The organism is Ensifer sp. 22521, from assembly GCF_052044795.1.
In the GTDB taxonomy this organism is placed as follows: domain Bacteria; phylum Pseudomonadota; class Alphaproteobacteria; order Rhizobiales; family Rhizobiaceae; genus Ensifer.
On sequence record NZ_JBQENM010000072.1, the window covers coordinates 1 to 706 of the forward strand.

At 58.2% G+C, this 706-nt stretch carries 1 protein-coding gene; it reads right to left on the reverse strand.

Annotated elements, in window-relative coordinates; translation table 11 throughout:
* Window positions 1-348: 348 nt before the first annotated feature.
* Window positions 349-555, reverse strand: a complete 207-nt coding sequence (locus ACTJKE_RS36565; RefSeq protein WP_156436805.1) for a hypothetical protein — start codon at window positions 553-555, stop codon at window positions 349-351.
* Window positions 556-706: the final 151 nt, after the last annotated feature.

Below are 706 nucleotides of genomic sequence, written 5' to 3' on the forward strand. Positions count from 1 at the left end.
CCCGGTCTTGGCCGGTCTGGGGTGAACTTGTTTGGTGAGAGCAGGTGTAGCCGACCGGATTGCGCTGCTGAATTGCAATAATGATTTCGACTGAATTGCGATTTTGGCAACAATAGATGTAGGCGACGCCACTCCAGGGTCTTTCGCATCTCCTTTGTGATGGTCACACACCGATGGCGTGGTCTTCGCCGCCCAGATACCGATCCCGGTCACCACCACACCGCGAAATCGACTTCGGATAAAGCTCCCGACAACGCCCCGGAAGCGGGCCGGATAGCTCTGGCACTTTGGTTCTAGAGCGCCCTTCCGCTTCCAGTATTCCGCTTGAAAGCGGGATACTCTAGTCCCTCATCGGGTCTGCGGCCATTCGAGATTGCCGAAGGTGGTCCGGGATACTCCCTTGTAATAGGCGCCACGCTTGGGCGACGGCTGGTTCACAACCACCTTCGCCCAGGAAGGGCGGGCCTTGACCTTTGACGAGGCACGGTCATCACCGAGTGCGGCCGACGAAGCGATCAGGATGGAGACTGCCGCTATCGCACCAGTTCTGGCCATGCTTTTCATTTCTTGTTCCTTGGAAGAGTTTTCACTGACGATATCGAGCGTTCTGCGTGTCTCACACGGCCCAGCAGGAGCAGCCGAGTGCGCCGAAGAAGCCCTTGAGATCGGCGATCGGCAGCTTTGACGTCCAGGCGCCGGCATGGTC